Source organism: Pseudoalteromonas sp. A3 (assembly GCF_025942345.1).
GTDB lineage: Bacteria > Pseudomonadota > Gammaproteobacteria > Enterobacterales > Alteromonadaceae > Pseudoalteromonas > Pseudoalteromonas atlantica.
In genome coordinates, this window is record NZ_JAPCKL010000003.1 from 209,783 (window position 1) to 226,815 (window position 17,033).

Annotated in this window: 15 protein-coding genes and 4 tRNA genes; 5 read left to right on the plus strand and 14 right to left on the minus strand. The window is 39.6% G+C overall.

Annotation, left to right across the window (positions count from 1 at the left end):
* The first annotated feature begins 430 nt into the window (after positions 1 to 430).
* Entirely contained in the window at positions 431 to 1,543 is a 1,113-nt protein-coding gene (locus tag OIZ54_RS07020; protein ID WP_264390043.1) for an energy transducer TonB, read from the plus strand.
* A 42-nt stretch (positions 1,544 to 1,585) separates the two neighbouring features.
* Here the strand turns inward: OIZ54_RS07020 and OIZ54_RS07025 are convergent, their stop codons facing one another.
* Together OIZ54_RS07025 and OIZ54_RS07030 are read right to left on the minus strand one after the other, a co-directional pair.
* Entirely contained in the window at positions 1,586 to 2,035 is a 450-nt protein-coding gene (locus OIZ54_RS07025) for a low molecular weight protein-tyrosine-phosphatase (RefSeq protein ID WP_264390044.1), read from the minus strand.
* Positions 2,036 to 2,069: 34 nt separating this feature from the next.
* Positions 2,070 to 2,576 (minus strand): DUF3087 domain-containing protein, encoded by a 507-nt coding sequence (locus OIZ54_RS07030; protein WP_054983855.1) that lies wholly within the window; start codon positions 2,574 to 2,576, stop codon positions 2,070 to 2,072.
* A gap of 145 nt (positions 2,577 to 2,721) precedes the next feature.
* Between OIZ54_RS07030 and OIZ54_RS07035 the strand changes: the two genes are divergently transcribed.
* From OIZ54_RS07035 to OIZ54_RS07050, 4 genes are all read left to right on the plus strand, one after another.
* A complete protein-coding gene (locus OIZ54_RS07035; RefSeq protein WP_264390045.1) occupies positions 2,722 to 3,357 on the plus strand; it encodes an energy transducer TonB in 636 nt (211 codons plus the stop codon).
* 14 nt (positions 3,358 to 3,371) lie between these two features.
* Positions 3,372 to 3,944 (plus strand): sigma-70 family RNA polymerase sigma factor, encoded by a 573-nt coding sequence (locus tag OIZ54_RS07040; RefSeq protein ID WP_024031593.1) that lies wholly within the window; start codon positions 3,372 to 3,374, stop codon positions 3,942 to 3,944.
* Positions 3,931 to 4,554: a hypothetical protein gene (locus tag OIZ54_RS07045; RefSeq protein ID WP_264390046.1), complete on the plus strand. Its 624-nt coding sequence runs from the start codon at positions 3,931 to 3,933 to the stop codon at positions 4,552 to 4,554. Before OIZ54_RS07040 ends, OIZ54_RS07045 begins: the two co-directional genes overlap by 14 nt.
* A gap of 133 nt (positions 4,555 to 4,687) precedes the next feature.
* The gene (locus OIZ54_RS07050) at positions 4,688 to 5,533 is read left to right on the plus strand and encodes a hypothetical protein (protein ID WP_264390047.1); all 846 of its coding nucleotides are present in this window, start codon (positions 4,688 to 4,690) and stop codon (positions 5,531 to 5,533) included.
* Between the two features lie 312 nt (positions 5,534 to 5,845).
* Here OIZ54_RS07050 and OIZ54_RS07055 read toward each other — a convergent pair whose 3' ends face one another.
* From OIZ54_RS07055 to OIZ54_RS07110, 12 genes are all read right to left on the minus strand, one after another.
* Complete coding sequence (locus tag OIZ54_RS07055; RefSeq protein ID WP_004587502.1) at positions 5,846 to 7,588, minus strand: potassium/proton antiporter; 1,743 nt, start codon at positions 7,586 to 7,588, stop codon at positions 5,846 to 5,848.
* A 210-nt stretch (positions 7,589 to 7,798) separates the two neighbouring features.
* On the minus strand, positions 7,799 to 8,509 hold the full coding sequence (locus OIZ54_RS07060) for a hypothetical protein (RefSeq protein ID WP_104643284.1): 711 nt from the start codon (positions 8,507 to 8,509) through the stop codon (positions 7,799 to 7,801).
* Positions 8,510 to 8,710: 201 nt separating this feature from the next.
* Positions 8,711 to 9,568: a hypothetical protein gene (locus OIZ54_RS07065; protein WP_264390048.1), complete on the minus strand. Its 858-nt coding sequence runs from the start codon at positions 9,566 to 9,568 to the stop codon at positions 8,711 to 8,713.
* Between the two features lie 14 nt (positions 9,569 to 9,582).
* Entirely contained in the window at positions 9,583 to 10,605 is a 1,023-nt protein-coding gene (locus tag OIZ54_RS07070; protein ID WP_138576925.1) for a LysM peptidoglycan-binding domain-containing protein, read from the minus strand.
* Between the two features lie 220 nt (positions 10,606 to 10,825).
* Positions 10,826 to 12,202 carry a Na+/H+ antiporter NhaC family protein gene (locus tag OIZ54_RS07075; protein WP_029773935.1) on the minus strand — a complete coding sequence of 459 codons (1,377 nt, stop codon included), beginning with the start codon at positions 12,200 to 12,202 and terminating at the stop codon, positions 10,826 to 10,828.
* 187 nt (positions 12,203 to 12,389) lie between these two features.
* Entirely contained in the window at positions 12,390 to 14,054 is a 1,665-nt protein-coding gene (pbp4b, locus tag OIZ54_RS07080) for a penicillin binding protein PBP4B (protein ID WP_264390049.1), read from the minus strand.
* Positions 14,055 to 14,063: 9 nt separating this feature from the next.
* Complete coding sequence (locus OIZ54_RS07085; RefSeq protein WP_264390050.1) at positions 14,064 to 15,242, minus strand: DUF1343 domain-containing protein; 1,179 nt, start codon at positions 15,240 to 15,242, stop codon at positions 14,064 to 14,066.
* Positions 15,243 to 15,787: 545 nt separating this feature from the next.
* Positions 15,788 to 15,864, minus strand: a tRNA-Arg gene (locus tag OIZ54_RS07090).
* Between the two features lie 138 nt (positions 15,865 to 16,002).
* Positions 16,003 to 16,079 (minus strand) — tRNA-Arg (locus tag OIZ54_RS07095).
* Between the two features lie 138 nt (positions 16,080 to 16,217).
* Positions 16,218 to 16,294 (minus strand) — tRNA-Arg (locus tag OIZ54_RS07100).
* A 34-nt stretch (positions 16,295 to 16,328) separates the two neighbouring features.
* Positions 16,329 to 16,421, minus strand: a tRNA-Ser gene (locus OIZ54_RS07105).
* 128 nt (positions 16,422 to 16,549) lie between these two features.
* Positions 16,550 to 16,732, minus strand: coding sequence for a hypothetical protein (locus OIZ54_RS07110; protein WP_024031585.1), 183 nt, complete (start codon positions 16,730 to 16,732; stop codon positions 16,550 to 16,552).
* Positions 16,733 to 17,033: the final 301 nt, after the last annotated feature.

A 17,033-nucleotide genomic window follows, 5' to 3' on the forward strand; every position in this document is an offset into this window, starting at 1 on the left:
ACGACACCATAAGGTGATAATATCACAAATGTTTAAAGTTAGATCGTAGTACACTAGGTTTATGGCAAATATATGGCGATTACACAGCCTATTTTCAATCTTAATATGCAATAAACTCCCACTACCTAGGGCTATTTCCCCAAAACAATGACAAACTTGTACGCATTTGCTATTTTAATTTTATTACTTTTACCACGCTGCTTATGCATTAAGTTAATACACCGCACCTATAAAAAGCTAAAACGGTGTTACCTAGTTATCTCAGCAGGCACTTTTAGCACAGTTTAATAACGAAAGTTAGTTACAGCTTAGTGCACATGGGTATTAGGTAATTAGTTAGTTTTATAAGCAAGCGCCCACACAAAGAGTAATGAAAACTATTATCACTTGTGGTATTTTGTTTCTAGATTGAACACTAATAGGGATTATTATGAAAGCACAACACCTCGCCTTAGTTATCGGATTAACCTTTACGGCTTTTGCAAGCCAGGCCAATGCAAGCCAAGTAAGCGATGATAAAGCCGCCTTTTCTGATGCATACCAAAGTTATTTAACGGCTGTTAAAAAAGACGAAAACATAGAGCAAGCAGCTAAACATGCCTATATTACAGGCCTTGCGCTTTATGGTGATAAAAGTGATAACACCGCAAGCCTTGCTATTAATTACGCCAAAGCAATTACAGCGCCGCGCTCTATCAACGACAAAAAAAATGTATCAGAGCAACGCTTCGAACTTTACTCGCAAGCCTATACAATACTGGCAAATAACCACGGTAAAAATGCAATAGAAACAATCGACGCCCTAATAGGCAAGGCGGAAAACACCCGCTCGGCCTATCAAGCCGATAACGATTACGACCGTATAATTGAAATAGCTAAAACACAAAACAACCCTAAATTTGTTGCCGACATGCAGTTTGAAGCAGCCTCGCTGCTTGCCAAAAAATTTGCTCATAAAAAATACCATAAAGCTAAAACACTACTTAACCAAGCCGATGACTACTACCGTAATAACCTAGACGACAACACCGTAGAGCGCATTAAAGCCGACTTTTTAATGGCGTCGTTTGCTCAAGGTAACAAAAAATACAATGAAGCCATTGAACGACTAAACCATGTTGTATCGGTATTTGATAACAACTTAAGCTTTGATCACAGCGCTGAGCTTACTGCGCACTCAAAGCTTGTTAACCTTTACGAAAAAACAGGCCAAAGCGAACAAGCCACTAAGCATTGTTTAGCAATTGCTAAAATGGTGCCGTGGAAAAAAACACAAGAGCAAACACCTATATACCGCAAAAACCCTGAGTACCCACAAAACAAAGCGCGCCAAATGCGAGACGGTATTGTCGTTGTTGAATTTGACGTAGATACCGCAGGGTTTGTTAAAAACCCAGAGGTAGTTAGCTCACAAGGGGGGAAAGAGTTTGAAAGGTCGGCACTTACAGCACTTAAAAAGTGGCGTTATGCACCAAAATTTGAAAACGGCCAACCCGTTGTTGCAAGTACTCAAGTACAGCTCGACTTTAAAATAGCCAGATAACACGCAAGGTATTATAGCGTCTTTTTGTTCAGGTAGTTTTATTCAAAGCTTTGCGAGTATTTTATCGCTTGCGGCTTCAATTAAATCGAGCACATTTTCAAAGCCATCATCGCCGCTGTAGTATGGGTCGGGTATGGCGCTTTGGCTTTGCTCGCCGTATTCTAAAAACAATGCCAACTTGTAATGTAAATGAGTGGGGCATTGCGCTTTTAAGTCAGCTAAGTTTTGTGTGTCTGCCGCTAAAATTAAATCAAACTCAGTAAAATCGCTGCTGCGAACTGGGCGCGAAAATATACCTTTAAAGCTATAACCGCGTTTTTCACCCGCAGCCATTGAGCGGCTATCTGGCGTTTTACCTTCGTGGTAGCCAATAGTCCCTGCCGAGTCTACCTTAACCTCAACACCTAATTTTTTAGCGCGCGCTTTTAACACCGCCTCTGCTGTGGGCGAGCGGCAAATATTACCTAAACACACTATCAGTACTTTTTTCATTAAGGCTCCTTTAGCTAATTTAACCACCTAGGCTTTAAAACTGTTTTAATATAGCCTCGTTATAGTCATCGGCATTTAAAGTCAGGTTATACTTGGCCGCCACACTATCAAGCTCGGCTTGTTTTATAGCTAACTCGTCCATAGTAATGGTGTTATCGTCAAGCTGCCATAAAAGCCGTGAGCCCGCATAACTATAATGAATCGCTAACAATGCATCGGCATTACCCTCACGCCCTGCCGCTTTTAGCTTTGGCATTTTGCGGGTTATTTTATTAAGTGCTTGTTTAAGCTCCCACACATATACCACTTCGGTCATAAAACTATGGGTACGGTATTTATTTAACAGCCAGCCAATGGCTAAACTTGTTATAACAACACCGGTTAAATTCCAATGAAAGTGACTCCCGCTTTCATCAGGAAACAACGCAATTAACGTTTGCGATATAGCCAAGCTGCCAACAGCTAAACCCGCCGCACACCCTACAATTACCCTATTTAAATGTTTGCGGTAACGTGCTTTATCTATTTGTATGAGTTGCATAACAGCCTAAAAAATTAATAAGTAAAAATATAGCGAACGCTATTGTAACTAAACCCCGCAATTTTTATAAAATTATTTAACCCCTTTTTGATTTGCCCCCCGTTGTAGCTTTTAAACAACCCAATAAGTTTACTCGGAGCGGCTTATGCACACACTTGAAGTACCCAATAATTCAGCATTTATTAAAACATCAACCGCCGTTATTGGCGGCGCAGTAATGACCTTTGCCGCCTTTGCATTTATGCAATACCTAATTAGTGGCGAGCAGCGCGCGCCTATAAAACTTGGCGACGATATTATTGTAGAGATTTTTCAGGCACCAGAGGATTCACAAGTAAGGCATATACAAAAAATACAGCCACCACCGCCTGTGCCAAAAACGCCACCTAAAGCGCCACCAGTCGATACCTCAAACGACCCTGTAATAGCGATTAACGAATTAACACCTATCACTATTGATGATTTTGGAGATGATATAAATAGCACTATTAACCGCCCAACAGGCGATGCAACACCCATAGTGCGCATAAATCCAAAATACCCAACATCTGCCGCGCGCAATGGCATAGAAGGCTGGGTGCAACTGAGCTTTAGTATTTCGCCCACCGGCGAAGTAATAAACCCAGTGGTAATAAACGCCGAGCCCAAACGCACCTTTGACCGCGAAGCAATAAGAGCCATAAAACGCTGGAAATATCGCCCCAAAGTAATAGAAGGTGTGGCACAATTACAAACAGATCAAACCGTACAGCTCGATTTTAAATTAGATAACTCTATTTAACGGACTAAACGCCTATGCTACTCAGTATTAAGTCATGGTTATTTGAAACGCCAAGCAAGGATTGCATGGCAAGTTACGCAAAAAGTGGCGACAACCGCTACTTAGAACAGCTTATTGCCTTATACAGTAACGATTTATATCACTACCTAGTGACGCAATCTAATACGCATTTAGCATACGACGTAAGCCAACAAACCTGGCTAAAAGTAATCGAAAAACGCCACCTTTACCAAGCGCAAACCACGCCAAAAGCGTGGTTATTTAAACTCGCGCGCAACACATTAGTAGACGAATACCGCAAACAGCAACGCTTTGTAGAGCTTGACGAAAACACCCACCTACCCGCGCAGCAAAATGAGCAAGGTAATAACAATAGTATTAGCAATATAAATTACCAAGCGTTCGATAGCGCACTCAAGCAACTGAGCTTTGTACAACGCGAAGCCATTACCTTACAACAAGAAGGCTTTAGCCTTGCCGACATAGAGCTTATAACGCAAAGCAACCATGAGAGCGTAAAAACAAGGCTGCGCTATGCCAAGCAAAACCTTAAACGTTTATTAGGAGCAAACAATGAACAAGCCTGATGAGCAGTTTGCTCAAAAGCTCACTCAACACTACAAAGAGCGAAAAGCACGCACTACACTCAGCGCTTCCCAACAAAAAGCGTTACTTAATAATGCCAGCCATAAAAAGCCCTCAAGGCTTAGTTTTACGCTACAATTAACCAGCCTTGCCTGCGCACTGGGCGTATTCGCATTTATTGTGTTTGATAGTAACGAGGGCATTAACCACGCACCTAAAACAGTGCTTAACAGCTCATTTAAGACTATAGACATTCACGGCTATTCAATTATTAAAACCCACGAAATAAACCCATCGGGCAGTTACACAAGCGCCATTACCGAGCAAAAACACGCACTCGATACACAACACGCTAATAGCTTGCGCTTACACCAACAACGCCACATAGAATACGGCACGCTCGTAAAGGTTGATAACGACTGGTACATAGCCAGCTGTAATGACGAGGTACTGGTACAAATTAAGCAGTCACTGCTCAGTGATTTAAAGGAAAGGCACGCAGTGGAAAGTAATATAAATACCGGTGATATGCTGGCTATGGCGCATAACGGTAAAGGGCAGATTGTAGCACTTAAACATGCGGGAACTGGAGTTAGGCAGTGTGAGGCTTAGGTGAATATGGTGATAATGTTTAGTATTTCAGATAAAATTCACTTATCACTTTGTAGTGGGTAACAGAAGCTTAGTGATTTAATGTTTATCAAAAATAAGTTTGTACTTCATATAGCCAAAGGACTGGAACGAAATGAGTAGAATAGAAGCTCCGCTTAAAACAATACTCTTATTACTAAAGATTCAAGAAGATAAAGCATTGCATAAGAACACTTCATTTTGGTTCGCAATTCTAGCTCCCCTAATAATTATAATTTGGATTTTTTATTTATTAACAAACGAGCTAATATTGAAAGAAGCTTTTTATATCAATATGAGTTCAGAATCATTAGCTGCTTTCGTAAAACATTATGCATTCCCAATTACTCTTCTAACTTTACCTTTAACTTTCGGTGTCATGGTTAACCGCTTTCATTCATCCAAACAAAAAGCTAAGACAAATAATCTCGTTGAACGAAATAACATCGTTAATAACTTTTTCACTCATTACAAAAATTTCAGTGAGTTTTGTGACAAAATTGAACAAAGGTACAACTCTAATAAACTTACTCTCACACCCGAATTTTTATATAGAGATATATTCCCAACTTCGGGGATTAATAATTTTACAACAACTGCAGATTCAAAATTTATAAGTGTAGTGATCGATAAAATAGACAAAGAGATAACACAATTTATAAACCATTCAAATAAAGTTGGTTACAATAACATCTCAAACACTAGAGTTTTAAAAGAAAGGTATAGATACAACTCTGTAGTTAACGGCTTAAACCATTCCATATTAATAGATACTGACCACCATCTTCATACAGAGCTAACAAAAGCTTATACTATAGCTATATCACTTGTATTCTTTATTGGAACTTCAAATTCTGCTGAAATTTACAATCAATATCACCTCAAGTTTAAACAACTTATGAGTAATAGGTTTTATGAAGAAAAAGATAATATATTTATAGATGATAAAAATGACACTTAAAAATTAACGATTAGGCTAACTCTTCTACCTGGACTTTCAAACTTCAATGTTACGTTTTAAGTAATTTCTCCCACTGTATTTATAATCAACAATAAATGTTACTAAGCACATTACTATTAATGCATTTGGACCTAAAAAATTAGTAACGTTTAAATTCTATCCACCACTTATCTTCACGCCAGCAACCTGTACGCCCACAAAAACACTACATTTAATTAGCTTTAGGTGTTTTCATTGCATTGGTGATACGTTGGGTTTCGTGTCACTCAACCCAACCTACGTCGCTAATATCTTGTAAATCATCGGTAATGGCTACTGCTTTAAAAGTCGTTGTTCTGGATTGTGTAAGTATTTTAAGCCGATGGTCACTATACGTGTATGTACCATTGTTATAACGCGTAGTTGAACATTACCAATAACCACAATTGAGCCTTTACTGATTTCTCCTGAGAGCTTTTGGTTGATCACCTCTTCCAAGCTTATGCCCTCTGGGGCGTCTATTTTCATGTGATATGAGTAAAATATATCGCCTACTAGCGTAACCCCTTTCACTTTAAGTTCGTTGCGCGCTAAGTGACTGTCTTGGTGGTTTGTTTTATCGGTTGCTGTAAAAACTAAATCAACAAAAGGTCTGTTAGCGGGTTTTAAAACAACAAATAAATGATCGTTTGGTTTTAATTTAGTTGAGCCGCGTGGCGGTATGATTGAAGGCCCTCGTGTGATCATGGCTACAACTACACTTTCTGGCAGTGCAGCATGTGACAAACTGCGCCCAGAAACCCGAGAAACCTCACTTAACGTGTACTCTACAATTTCTATATCAATATCGTTTAAGGCGGTAATTTCGAGTGTTGCAGCTGCTAAATCGGGTGGCGGCTCTATTAAACTTAACTTTTTAGCCATCCAAGGCATAGTTGAGCCTTGCAACGTGGCCGAGATTAACACCACGAAAAAAACCACATTAAAAATAAGCTCCGCCCCTGAAAGGCCAAACAACAGTGGGAATATAGCTAAAATAATCGGCACTGAGCCTCTTAGCCCCACCCAAGATACAAATAAAGTTTCGCGATTATTAAAGCCAAATAATTTTAAAATTGGCGCTACCGCTAGTGGGCGAGCAACAAAAATAAGTGCCAGTGCAATCAGTAACCCTTCTAGCCATACATCAACCAACGACGAGGGGTTAATTAAAAGCCCTAACACAACAAACATGGTTATTTGCCCAAGCCACGCTAAACCATCGTGAAACAGAAAAATACCGCGTTTATATACAAATTTACTGTTACCTAAAATAACGCCGGTTATAAATACAGCTAAAAAGCCACTGCCACCAAGCGTTGCAGAAAGGCCAAAAGAAAGCAGCCCAAATGCGGTTACCATTACTAAATACAAACCTGATGCATTTAATTTTATTCGATTAATAAACCACACCGACACCTTACCAATTAAAAACCCACAAACGGCGCCTACGCCCATTTGCTGAGCAAATAACTGCAGTAAACCCAGCCCTATTGGCATGTCGTTCACTAGCATTTCGAGCAAACCAACCGTTAAAAAAATAGCCATTGGGTCGTTCGAGGCGCTTTCTATTTCAAGGGTTGATTTAAGCTTTTTATTTAAGTGAATACCGGCGCTACGTAAAAGTGCAAATACGGCTGCGGCATCTGTAGAGCCCACAATCGCGCCCAGCAAAACGCCTTGTAATACGGGTAAGTCTAAAATATAAGTGGCGACAAGGCCGGTAATTACAGCCGTTAAAAGCACCCCGACCGTTGCTAAAGCCGAAGCAGGTTTCCACACTTGTTTAATTGAACTGGTGGGAGTTTGTAAGCCACCATCAAATAGAATAATAGCCAGTGCTAACGTGCCCAGAGCATGAGCCGCCTCTGCGTTATCAAAAGATATACCTGCAATACCGTCTTCACCTGCAAGCATGCCCACCAGTAAAAATAGCACCAGCACGGGTAAGCCAACGCGCGCAGATAGCTTGCTCGAGATAACCCCTAGTAAAATTAAAATGGCACTAACAAGAATGATATTATCTATTACAAACATAGTGTGGGTTTACAGCCTTGTATAAGTTAAAAAGTAAGAATTTATAGCTATTAAAAAGCTTAAAGCTCATACCATACAATAACCTAAAAAATATAAATACGGGTATTTAACTGCATATTTAAAACAAAAAAGCCTGCGATTAAGCAGGCTTTCTTATATTTAGTAGAGTCCTCTCATAAAATATTTAAAACTGTCTTTTCAGCCTTAACTCTATGAGAATCCGTTTTCAATATCCCGAAAAGTCCATTGTCCATTTGGATCAGCTATATCGATTAACTCACACGCTTTTTTATTCCAAGCCGCTAAACACGTAATGTAGTTAGTTAATTGATGATAGGCTCTATCCGGCGCATCAGGACGTATTCTTGACATAGTGAAACCTGAATAAGTAGCGCCACTGCCTACCCAACTAACAATAGAGGATACGGCTCCACCTCCAGGAACAACAAAACCAACTGTAGTTGTGACCAGTCCTAATATAGTAGCTGTTTTTTCTACTGCGTTACCTGTTTTCATAATATCACTGCTTATTACAGGGTGTAATAAAGCTAACAAATTAACTGCTTGTGGTTGATTAGAAGCAACGGCAACATCATTGGATGTTTTGGAAGTATTAGTTGGTGCGGCTCTCCCACCACGCATTGCAGGTAGTAAGCTATTAAAAGATTTTTGGCTATTATTACTTGTGGAAAAAGTTACTGACTGTGTACTCAAGCCTCCGGCTTTAACTCTTTTTTCATCTCGTGGCGTTACAGTTGATTTATAAGTGCGCTGTAACCTCCTATAAACAGCTGCACTGCATTGAGTCATTTGTATAGCTAATGCTGCTTGCTCTTTGAAGTCTCGACCGATTGCTCGCTCTGATAACTGAGTTAGCTGATTTTTCTTTTTAAGAGCTTGCTGACCAATCATAATATCCATAAAAATGTCCTTATTTATTATTTAATTGGTGAAATCATATCATTTAAAGTTACGTAGAGAAATCCTGACAAGCTACTATTACAATGATTAAGGTACATAAAAAGCTGCTTCAGAGTATTCGATTTATGCTTCTTTAACAGAGGAATATCTTAAGTATGAACCATAACTATATGTAAAACATAGGCCCTTTACTAAGTTTACTTAGTGAATTATTTGAGGCTTAATATTACTAAAATCACTGTGGATTGTAATCTCTACATTATTAGGTTTTATAGCAACATCGCTTAAACCCGTATTATTGAAATACTCTTCGAAGCCCTGCTGATATTCAGGAAGAACCTGCTTATATGCAGTAATAAATAAACTCAGCTTTTTAGCTATAGTTGGATACTTAGCTGCAAGGTCTCGTAGCTTTTCAGGCTCAGAAAAAGCAAATTCGGCGAAAATATTAAAGTCGTTCTCAATATTAGTTTTACCGTAGGTAGATAAAAATCCATTTTCATAATCAGGCCCTATACTTCTATCTTGCGTTAAAGCCTCATAATTCGAGGAAGCAGGACTCCAACTTTCAGGCAACAGACCTTGCCATGCAAGATTAACAAAAGGGGAGCGTAAATAAATTAAAGAACTAAGCTCGTGATGAACTCCCCGTAACGAATTTTCATAATTGAAGTTAGTACCGTTCTTATCTGAGATATTTGATAATATTATAGAATTTCTTGAATATGTTCCCCCCGCTTCAGCCCCCTCCATGAGCATAGGTCCTGAAATATAAATAGCATTAATAAATTTGGAAACAAAGCCTTCAGGATAAACCTCCAGCGCGGTTTCAATACCATCAAGTGACTCTGAAGAATCCTCCAAAGAAGTGCTTTGCATTTCAAGTGTAGGCAGCTTGCCTCCAACTCCTAAAAATTGTTCAGGGAAAAATAAACGAGTATCGCCAGCTCGGATATCTAGTTGGTATGTTTTACCTAAGCGCTTAGCTTGTTCTGATGCACTTTCTAAGTAAGTACATCCACTGAGAAAAAATAAAAAAACAATTGAAAATATTCTCACTAAATAAACCTCTTTTAATGGGCATGTCTAAGTGTTGCGACTGGGACTATAGAAGTGCTAAACCTAACAACTGCGGGTAATACAGCGGGAATAACTACTGCTCTAGCAGAACCCCATAATACAACTCCCCTCGCGGTCATCCCTGCAGCTGCAGCAAAACTAGCGGGATCATCAGCGACTCCTGCACCTAATGTGACGTAATCTTCTACTAAAGTACCAATAACAATTAATGTAGCTCCAGCAAATAGTCCTATAGCTAAAGGCTTATCCCATACACTACTGTCAGGGTTATGTTCTCTAGCACTTTTACCATCTGAGCCAGTAAATGTTACTTCTAAAACAAACGACACTTTTTCAGCTATATAGTTAAATTGATTAATTTTTCCTTTTAATTGAGGGAGCTGCACTTCATATTTTAATTTTGGTATTGGTGAATTTGATGTGACTTCAATTCCCAGTGATGTAGTTGGGCTGTTTGGAGTAGTACTCTTAGAGACAATATTAGTTCCAAGCGTTAACTTTTTAGTTTTTTCGTCGAAAGCTAATTTTGTTTCACTAATTAATGCTCCAAAAGCTTTATTAGCTTGAGATGTTACCGTCGCCTCTAATTTTTTATCGTTAACTACGTAATTAACAGGATATTTATCTACACTAGATAAAACAATATTACCTGTCATTTTAATTTCCACTATAGCATTAGGGAGTACAATTGGAGGTTGTCTTATATCATCTAACTTATAGCTTAATGAAATTGGCGAAGTGATTTTAGGGAGTTGTTTTTGTGAAGACTCATTAACTGTATTAAATGCTCTGGCATTTTGCTTAATTTTAATTTGAGAAATATCTAAAGAAGGTATGAGTATTTTTTGCCCTGGATAAATTAGGTCGGGATTAGTTATAGGCTTATTAGTAATAGCCACAACTTCTTTTCGGTTATTAAACTTCCATAACCTAGGCCACTCCATTGGAGACCCTAAGTGCTTAGAAGATATATCCCATAATGTATCACCTTTTTTTACAATGTATTCCTTTACCATTTTTATTCCTAATATATTTAAATTCCATTATGGGCATAAATATACGAGGACAAACCCACCATGTCAATTTAGCTTAACTCTATTGGATGATATTCATCTATAATATTAATAAACTGATATTCATCTATAATTTCAGTTTAATTAAGCATTGTATAATATTAAAAAGCCTGCAATTAATCAGGCTTTTGAGTGTTTGGAATTGTCGTATTCTAAAATGCGTTTATAACACAATTATGCTTGTTACTAAGTACGCTATAAACGTCAGTGCGCCGCCAAATAACGCATACGGTAGCTGCGTTTTAACGTGGGTGAGTAAATCACACCCCGAGGCGAGTGCCGATACAGCGCTGGTGTCGGATATAGGCGAGCAGTGATCGCCAAATATACCGCCGCCTAAAATAGCGCCTACCACCAGTGAAGGTGGCAAACCGAGCGCTTGAATAAGCGGTACGCCAATAGGAATAAGTATGGCAAATGTGCCCCACGATGTACCCGTAGTAAACGACATAACCGCGCCGGTTAAAAACAGCACTGGTACAATTAAGTAAATAGGTAGGTAATCGCCCACTAGTGATGCGACAAATACGCCCGTGCCTAGCTCTTTTAAGCTTGCGCCCAGTGTAAGTGAAAGCAATACAATGCTCACCAGCGGTAATAACTCGCCCATGCCTTTAAAGCCGGTGTCGACTAATTGATGGTGAGTAAATTGGCGCGAGCTAATCATTAAAACATATGCAACTACAATGGCTAATACCGTTGCGTATAAAACCGATTTAGAGCCGCTGCCTTCTGCAAGTACGCCGTTGCCGGTGTAAAACATAAAGCCTACCATGCTCACAATTAGGGTAAGTAATGGCACGAGCATGTAACGCGCTTTAGAGCCTTTTACTTCTTCTTTTAGGTCAGTTTTTTGCAGCTCTAGCTTTTGCTCGGCTTCTTTCATTGGGCCGTGTACTTTATCAAACGCGATAGTGTAAAACACAATGACTAGCGTGATAATCGCGTAAAAATTATACCCTACGCTGCCCCATAAAATAGAAACTGCCGATTCGCTTAGCTCGTAATTGCCAAGTAAACCCAGTACAAATGCGCCCCAACCGTTAAGTAATATTAAAATACACACCGGTGCACTGGTACTATCAATAATATAAGCAAGACGGGCTCGGCTCATTTTAAACTTGTCGAACAAGCCACGCGATACAATACCTGAGGTTAATACGCTGAGGTTTGACTCTATAAATACTGCGATGCCGGTAAACATGGTTAAAAAGCCAACTTGGCGCTTACTTTTTGCAATGCCTTTGTTCATTAGCATATTAACGGTGGCTGCTACGCCGCCTGATTCGCGTATGTAGGCAAGCAAGGCACCAATCATAATACTGAATATTAAAATGCGAGTGTTACCCGGCGAGCTGGCTACCGATATTATGCGCTCAATGGTATTTAAAAATGTAGCAAATAAGGTATTACCCTCGCCTTGTATAGCGAGTAAAAATTCTGACGAAGCCACGGCCACCAAAAGTGCCATTATTACTTCTTTTCGCCAAAATACGATAGCGATAGCAATGAGCGGCGGTAATATAGAATACCAAGACATAAATTAACCTTTATTAATAGCGAAGTGCGTTCGCTTTATTCACGTTGAAACGCTTATTTTACAGGCCGTTTTAAAAATGTGGCCTGAATTTGTAAACCGCTTAGCTTAATGGATTGGCTTAGTTAAGTCACCTGTAAATAAATCACTTAAGGCACTGCACTTAGGCCGTTTTAGCCTAAACGATAATTTATTGATTTAGTACTGCTTCGTAAATAAGCGATACCACCGAGCCATATTGCGCGGTCTCGTATTGTTTGCCCAAAAACTGGTAATGTTTTTGGCTTCCTTTTATTTTTGTGTGCCGCGCATTGGTCAATAAAATAATGGCTAAATCGTAGGTTGGATCAATAACCGTCACTGTGCCCGTCCAGCCAGTGTGGCCATACGCTTGTGCACTTGCATAAGGGCCAAAATGCCAACGCCTGGCTTGGTTGTTACCTGCAAGCCTAAAGCCTAGGCCATAGGTTTCGTTGTTTAATTGTGGCGTTACAAACTGCGCTAAGGTTGATGCGCTAAATAACTGGGTATTGCCAAAACCACCTTGGTTTAATAGTACTTGGCAAAGCACAGCTAAATCGGGTGCATTACTAAATAAACCGGCATGCCCTGCTACGCCATCAAACGAATAAAATGCTCGCTCGTCGTGCACTTCGCCCTGCAAAACATTGGTACGAATATTATCAAAGGTAATACGGCCATCACGGGTATTGCCGCTAAGCTCGGTTGCTGCAAATTCAGCGCGTTTAAAGCCCTTTTTAAGTGGATTAAATACCGTATTGGTCAATTTAAGTGGGGCGTAAATGTGTTGCTCTAGGTAGTCATCAAGTGGTTGCCCGGTTATACGTTCAACCAGTACGCCTAAAATCATGTAATCAATATCGGAGTAAACGGCTTGTGCGGGGTATTTATTGCTCAGCGGTACTTGCGTAAGTAACAGCTGCTTTGTGGTTTGGCTATTTTGCGAAAAATACACATCGCCAGTTTTAGCACCTTTACGATGAAAATCAAACACAGGCGGGTAACCCGCAGTATGCGTGAGTAAATCTTTAACTGTGCGCAACTCGCGGCCATCACCTTTGTATTCAGATAAGTAACTTTGTACGGGCTTGTTTATATTTAAAAGTCCTTCGCTTACAAGTTTCATAAGGGCAAAATTAGTGGCAAATATTTTGGTGTTAGAGGCTAAATCAAACAGAGTGTGTGTTTGCATTGGCTCTGGGCGTAGTAGCATTAAATCACTTTGCTGGTACTGTTTGGCATCGCCATAGGCACTAAGCTTTATTAGTTCACCACTTTTAATAACAGCCAATACCGCACCAGGAAAACCAGCTTGTATGTCTTTTTCAATAAGGGCATCGACCTGGCTAAAGTCTATATTACTTTGCGCAGCGGTACTTAAGGTTGGGAACTCAAAGCGCAAGGTAAGGCTTGCGTCTTTAGGTTTAATATTTTCAACCTTAAACGTATTTACCCCGTTGTGGGTGCGCCTTGCTAGCGAATACTCATATAAAGTATTGGCGGCTAATTGGTTGGTAATATTAAGCTTTTGGTTATTTATAAAAATATCGGCGCTTATCGCGTTATTATTTTGAATTAATAACTGCCCTCGCCCTTTATACGCTTTAAATGTGCCACGGTTATTTACGTACTCACGGCTACTTGGGCTAGCCTCAGGAAAAGTGACAATAACTTGGGCGTTTGGAAGCGTTACTAATTTGCTTTGCTTAAGTTCACTTGCTGTAAACTCATTTGGCTTATTTGCCGTACTGCACGCTACAAGAGTCGCGCTAACAAGTGCCAATAAAGCCTTTTTAAAACAGCTGCTTAATGTTTTTTTTATTACTAAAGCCATTTGCACCCCTTACTTGTACAGCAAATACGGCGCTCGTTGCTTTTTAAATGCTGCAAGCCCTTGCTGCCAACTTTGTTTTATTTGTCGCTCTGATTGCCCTGCTTCAATAGCTAACCGTAGTTTGTTGGTACCAGCCAATTTATCCATAAAATCAGCGCGTTCAAAAAAGGTAATATTGTTTTTAGATAATTTATTATAAGCCGTAATTAAATAACTTAAATCAAGCCCGCGCGTGTTTGCTGTGCGTAAATCGAGCCCTTTTACAGGAGTATTTTTAAATTTAGGGTTTGCTGCCGCCCCTTTTATCGAGCGCGGTGTAAAACTAAAATCCCCAAGCGCAACGGGAGAGTAGCCAATTACTTGAAACGCAAAGTCGGTGCCTCTGCCAATACTTACAGGGGTTGCTTCAAAAAAGCACAGCGACGGATACAGCGCAATTGATTGATCGTTAGGTAAATTAGGGCTGGGTTTTGCAGGTAAACTGTAGGATGTTAAGCGCGTGTAATGATCAACCGGGATCACCGTAAGCTTTAAATCAGCCGCTTTATTGATCCAACTTTCGCCTTTGATCATTTTTGCAAGCTCGCCTACCGTCATGCCGTGCAGCACGGGGATTGGGTGCATGCCTACAAACGATTTAAATTGGCGCTCAAGTATTGGCCCATCAACGTAGGCAATATTGGGGTTTGGCCTATCAAGCACAATAAATTCTATGCCCTGCTCGGCTGCGGCCTCCATCATGTAATGCATAGAGCTTATATAGGTATAAAAGCGCACGCCCACATCTTGAATATCAAAAATAATAACATCTACTTCGCTCAGAGCCTCAGCGCTTGGTTTTTTGTTTTTGCCATAAATAGAAATAAGCGGGATACCGGTTTTACTATCAACCGCATTTTTAACATGAGCTCCAGCGTCGTGATCGCCTCTAAAGCCATGCTCAGGTGCAAAAATTTTGGTTATGTTTATATTTTTAGTGAGTAAAGCATCAACCAAATGAGTATTTTCAACAAGCGATGTTTGATTTACCACAAGCCCAACACGTTTATTTTGTAGCTGCGGCAAATAATGTTTGTATTGAGCAGCGCCAACAATTGGCGTTGTTTGAGCTGTGTGAGCGTGCGCGCCCACATTAAAAATAGTGATAATAAATAGTAAAACACAGGTGATGAATACAGCTTTAAACATACAGCAAGTTCCTTTTAAGCAAGGTGTTTAAAATACCACAGCTTAAGTTAAAGAGCAGTGAATGGTTTTGAGCTGTACATAAGTAACTAGAAGGTGCGCTTCTAACGTGATCACGCTCTACGTCCACGACAATTAAACTCAGGGTTTAAAGTTTTCCCGTAGATACAAGGCGCTAAGCTTGCTAGCGCGACGAGCATAGCTCGTAAATGGGTTAAATACTAATGTTGGTTTTGAGCTTCTCATTTATTCCTCTTTCACTTCTCTTTGTAATGTTTCTTAAAACAAATTATTCACAAAGAGGTTAAGAGGCGCTGCGCTTTTAGAGAAGTGACTGAATAGAAGATTTGGCACTATGTAAAATTGGATTTTACTAATACCTGATAGCTGAAAGCTTTCTCAAATTTCAGACACAAAAAAACCGACTTAATGTCGGCATATGTATGAAAGTGGTGGGCGCAGGACGTATCTTCTAAGAGTGAACCTCCGACCGCTTGGCTTTAAGCCAACACTTTACTTATTTATACTCTAAGCAGAGTCTATGAAAGTGGTGGGCGCAGGAGGATTCGAACCTCCGACCGCCTGGTTCGTAGCCAGGTACTCTATCCAGCTGAGCTATGCGCCCACTTTCATTTTTTCTTATTTATACTCTAAGTGGAGTTTCTGAAACAATAAATATAAGTATACATCGTAAAATATGCGCTTAACTTATATGTTATTTCAGACACAAAAAAACCGACTTTTGTCGGCTTATATATGAAAGTGGTGGGCGCAGGAGGATTCGAACCTCCGACCGCCTGGTTCGTAGCCAGGTACTCTATCCAGCTGAGCTATGCGCCCACTTTTATATTTGCTTATTTATACTCTAAGTTGAGTTTCTGAAACAATAAATATAAGTATACATCGTAAAATATGCGCTTAACTTATATGTTATTTCAGACACAAAAAAACCGACTTTTGTCGGCTTATATATGAGAGTGGTGGGCGCAGGAGGATTCGAACCTCCGACCGCCTGGTTCGTAGCCAGGTACTCTATCCAGCTGAGCTATGCGCCCAATCTTTACTTTACAAGACTGCCATTAAAAGAAATGGTGGAGAAGGAGGGATTCGAACCCTCGATAGAGCTACAAACTCTATACTCCCTTAGCAGGGGAGCTCCTTCGGCCACTCGGACACCTCTCCGTCTTGTGGGGCGTATAATAAAGATTTCAGAAAATATGTCAAACACTTTTATGCCAAAAATGACTATCTGGTTACAGAACGCACATAAGTCAGCTTTAATTGTATAATTGGTTTGAAAAGTAAACGATTTAAATATTTTTGTCTTGTGGATTAACGCCCATTAAAGGCACTAAATCATCTTTGAGCTGCGCTAAATATTGCTCTTGGTAACCTAATTGCTGAAACTCAGCAATACAGGCTCGGTAATAAGCTTGTCGCTTTTGCTCTGTGGTATCAGTTTCTGGCGATTCTTCAACTCGGTTGTCTTTCATATTATATTCTAAGTCCATTTGAGAATTCATATTTAGAGTGCTATTTTAACCCAGCTCAAAATTCTGGCGTATTTTAGCTAAGTTTTTTACATAAATACAACATAATGTTTAAAAAACAGTCATGAAATTACGTTATAGCACTGTTATTAAGGTCATTTAAAACAAGGCTACATTAAATAACCCAATCTGAATTAACTATTAATAAGTACTAATAACTAGCTTTAAAATTTAGTTTAGTACTAATTAATTAAAAAGCGAACAATCTTATCCTCTCTTTCGTCTGTTTTTATAAAGCAATTTA